The 3,888-nt window shown below is 62.6% G+C and carries 5 protein-coding genes; 1 reads left to right on the top strand and 4 read right to left on the bottom strand.

Going from position 1 to position 3,888, the window contains the following annotated elements:
- Both ENZ75_RS24380 and ENZ75_RS24375 read right to left on the bottom strand, forming a co-directional pair.
- Window positions 1-954: metallophosphoesterase (locus ENZ75_RS24380; protein ID WP_128278369.1), on the bottom strand; the 954-nt coding region annotated here is incomplete at its 3' end.
- A gap of 149 nt (window positions 955-1,103) precedes the next feature.
- Window positions 1,104-2,369, bottom strand: a complete 1,266-nt coding sequence (locus ENZ75_RS24375; RefSeq protein WP_063168056.1) for an NAD(P)/FAD-dependent oxidoreductase — start codon at window positions 2,367-2,369, stop codon at window positions 1,104-1,106.
- A gap of 163 nt (window positions 2,370-2,532) precedes the next feature.
- Between ENZ75_RS24375 and ENZ75_RS24370 the strand changes: the two genes are divergently transcribed.
- Complete coding sequence (locus tag ENZ75_RS24370) at window positions 2,533-3,183, top strand: 5-formyltetrahydrofolate cyclo-ligase (RefSeq protein WP_082826460.1); 651 nt, start codon at window positions 2,533-2,535, stop codon at window positions 3,181-3,183.
- On the opposite strand, the gene ENZ75_RS24365 is transcribed toward ENZ75_RS24370, so the two are convergent.
- Window positions 3,180-3,653 carry an Lrp/AsnC family transcriptional regulator gene (locus tag ENZ75_RS24365; RefSeq protein ID WP_013531467.1) on the bottom strand — a complete coding sequence of 158 codons (474 nt, stop codon included), beginning with the start codon at window positions 3,651-3,653 and terminating at the stop codon, window positions 3,180-3,182. The two genes, ENZ75_RS24370 and ENZ75_RS24365, sit on opposite strands and share 4 nt — an antisense overlap.
- Before the next feature lie 42 nt (window positions 3,654-3,695).
- Window positions 3,696-3,888, bottom strand: a 193-nt coding sequence (locus ENZ75_RS34705) for a hypothetical protein (RefSeq protein ID WP_206617091.1), incomplete at its 5' end; no start/stop codon positions are given.

The raw sequence follows: 3,888 nt of genomic DNA, 5'->3' as shown, positions 1-3,888 counted from the left end.
ATGCGAGCCCCAGAAACCGCCCATGACGGCGGGTTTGCCCTGCAGCGTGCCCTTTTGCGTGTCGACACCATCGAGCGACTGGAAATCCTTCTTGCCGGGGAACACCAGATGCTGGTGCCCGGTGAACACCGCGTCGATGCCGGCGACGCCGGCGACGAAGAACGAGGCGTTCTCCATCATGTCGCCGTGCTTCACGTCGATGCCGGAATGCGACAGCGCAATGACGATGTCGGCGCCCGCCTCCTTCATCTGCGGCACCCAGGCCTTGGCCGCCTCGACGATGTCGCGCGTCTTGACGTTGCCTTCGAGGTTCTTGAGATCCCAGACCATGATCTGCGGCGGCACGAAGCCGATGATGCCGATCCTGATCGGCTGCTCGGCGCCCGAACCGTCCTTGATCTTCTTGTCGAGGATGACATAGGGCTTGAGATAGAGCTTGTCGTCGCGCGGGTTCGCGGCAAGCTCCGTGCCGCGGATCAGATTGGCGCAGACGAAGGGAAAATTGGCGCCGGCCAGCACCTTGTCCAGGAACGACAGGCCATAGTTGAACTCGTGGTTGCCCAGCGTCGAGCACTCGTAGCCGAGCAGGTTCATACCCTTCATGATCGGATGCAGGTCGCCGTCCTTCAGGCCCTTCTCATAGGCGATGTAGTCGCCCATCGGATTGCCCTGCAGCAGGTCGCCATTGTCGATCAGCATCGAATTCACCGCTTCCTTGCGCACGGCGTCGATCAGGGAGGCCGTGCGCGACAAGCCCAGCGTGTCGTTCGCTTTGTCGGCGTAATAATCGTAAGGCAGCACGTTCACATGGATGTCGGTGGTCTCCATGATCCGGAGATGCGCCTGGTTGGCCTGTGCGCGAGCGGAGAAGGGATGAAGCACGATCAGCGCCCCTGTAGCTGCGGTGCCAGCGAGGAAATCGCGGCGGGAGACGGGATGGAGCAGTTGCGACATGTTTTCTCCTTATCGACAACGTGACACGCCCTGCCCCGAAGCGAACTTCGCGCCGAAATCGGCTCAAGTCCATTCAAGAAGTTGCGTGCATCGGAAGGTCAGTCGACCAGCAACAGATGACGTGCGGATGAACGGTGCCGGTGAAGAAATCAGCCCTTGTCGTCGTCGCCCTGGGTGATCAGCCGCGCGCTGCGTTGCCCCGTCGCGTAGATCCATAGCCAGCTCAGCGAAACAGCAAGCCGGTTGCGAAAGCCGATCAGGAAATAGATGTGAGCCACTCCCCACAGCCACCAGGCGAGCCAGCCGGTGAGCTTGATCCAGCCGAAATCGATGGCGGCGGCGCGTTTGCCGATCGTCGCCAGATCGCCGGCATGCCTGTAGTGGAAAGGACGCGCGGTCGTGTCGCCGCCGAGCCTGGCCTTGATGGTAGCCGCAACATGTCGGCCCTCCTGCTTGGCGGAAGGCGCCACGCCGGGAACCGGCCGCCCGTCTGGCCGCAGCACATGAGCGGCGTCGCCGATGACGAAGATCTCCGGGCTGCCACGCACACTTAGATCGGGCTCGACCAGCACCCTGCCCGCGCGGTCCGCCTTCGCTCCCAGCCATTCAGCGGCTGGCGAAGCGGCAACGCCGGCTGCCCACAGGATCGTTCGGGCGGCCAGTTGCTTATCGCCAAACACGACACCTTCGGCGTCGCAGCGCGTGACGGCCCGCCCGAGCTCGACCGTCACGCCGAGCCGCTCGAGCGCTTTGTTGGCGTAGTCGGAAAGTTTCGGTGCGAAATTGGCCAGAATGCGGTCGCCGGCCTCGATCAGCACCACGCGCGTCTGCCGCGTGTCGATGTTGCGGAACTCGCCGCGCAGCGTGTCATGCGCCAGCTCGACGATGGTGCCGGCAAGCTCGACGCCGGTCGGCCCGCCACCGACGATCGCAATGGTCAGCAGCGCCTGGCGCTTGGCGGGATCAGCCTCCCGCTCGGCCTGTTCGAAGGCCAGGAGAATTCGCCGCCGAATGGTGGTGGCGTCCTCCAGCGTCTTCAGGCCAGGCGCGAACGGCTCCCATTCGTCATGGCCGAAATAGGCGTGGCGGGCACCGGTGGCGAGCAGCAGCGTGTCGTAGGCGACCGCGCTGCCGTCATCGAGCAGCACGCGCTTGCCGGCGCGGTCGACACCGGTGACATTGGCGAGCAGCGTCGTCACATCCTTGCGCTTGCGCAGGAGGTGGCGGATCGGCCAGGCAACCTCGGAGGTGGCCAGCGCCGTCGTCGCCACCTGGTAGAGCAGCGGCTGGAAGAGGTGATGGTTGCGCTTGTCTATCATGGTGATGCGCACGGGAGCGCCGGCAAGCGCACGGGTGAACTCGAGGCCGCCGAACCCCGCGCCGACAACGACGACATGATGCCTGGCTTCGTTCATTTCGTTCACCTTGTTAGCAAGATTGCCTGTCCTGCATGTAGGTATTTTTGTGCAATGCAACAACAGATGGCCAGTGCCCGAGACTCGTCGTTGCATGTCGTGAATGCACATGTTGTATCGTATCGCGAGGTATAGCGTCATCGAACACGCGATGAGGTGAGGCATGGCCAACGATCGTGACGACGATGCTCCGGCGCAGTATTCTTCGCCGCCCTGTTTCATGCACGAACTCGATACGGAATTCCGTGCGCCTTCGAGCGACTGGACCGATGTGAGACGCTGGCGCAAGGCTGAGCGCGAACGCCTGATCGCCGCGCGTCTTGCTGTTTCGGCCGACGCGCGAACGGTAATGTCGCAACACATCGCCGATGGCCTCGACGCGGTAATCGGCGAGATCGCCGGCCGCATGGTCAGTCTCTACTGGCCGTTTCGCGGCGAGCCGGATTTGCGGCCTTGGATGACGTCCATAAACGAACGCGGCGGCCGCACCGCCCTGCCCATCGTCATCGAGAAGGGGCAGCCGCTGATCTTCCGCGCCTACAAAGCAGGCGACCGGCTGGAGAAAGGTGTCTGGAATATCCCGATCCCGGCCGAGGGCGATCCGGTGCTGCCGGACATCGTCATCTCGCCGATCGTCGGCATCGATCCCCTGAACTACCGCCTGGGTTATGGCGGCGGTTTCTTCGACCGTACGCTGGCAGCGATGCCGTTCAAGCCACTGGTCATCGGCGTCGGCTACGAGCTGCAGCGCATCGCGACCATCTACCCGCAGCCGCACGACATTCCGATGGATCGGGTGGTAACGGAGGCCTAGGCCATTTCCGGCTTCATGCCCATGGCGGTCCTGTCGACGATTTCGCGTAGCGCAAAGGACGAATTGATCTTGGTCACATGCGGCATCGCCGACAGCCATTCCTTGTGGATGCGCTCATAGTCGACGAGATCCTTCGCCGCGATCCGCAGGATGTAGTCGTATTCGCCCGACATCAGGTGACAGGACAGCACGTTCGGGCAGCGCTTGATCGCCGCCTCGAAATCCGACAGCGTCTTCTCGAACTGCCCCGACAGCGATATGTGCACGATCGCCGTCATCTGGTGGCCAAGTGCCGCATTGGAAAGCCGGGCGTGGTAGCCGCGAATGGTTCCGGATTTCTCCAGATTGTCGAGCCGGCGCGAACAGGCCGACTGCGACAGGCCGACCTTCTCGGCCAGCGCCGCATTGGGTATCCTGCCATCCTTCTGCAAAGCCTCGAGAATGGCGATATCGATCCTGTCGAGCGGCATTATTCGTGAATCCTGCGAATATCTTGCTGTTTCGCGCAACAATTATCGAAACCGGCCGGTGGGCGCAAGCGCATTCGCAAACACCTGCGCAACGATTCGTGGTTCACTCCAGCCATACAGGGAACGAGCCCAAAAGGGCCGGATCAGGAGAAGAAAATGCGCGTCGGCTGCCCCAAGGAAATCAAGAACCACGAATACCGCGTCGGCCTCACCCCCGGCTCGGTCCGCGAATATG

Origin of the sequence: Mesorhizobium sp. M7A.F.Ca.CA.002.04.1.1 (assembly GCF_004022805.1) — a bacterium.
Lineage (GTDB): Bacteria > Pseudomonadota > Alphaproteobacteria > Rhizobiales > Rhizobiaceae > Mesorhizobium > Mesorhizobium ciceri.
This window is presented reverse-complemented; position numbering and strand designations above follow the sequence as displayed.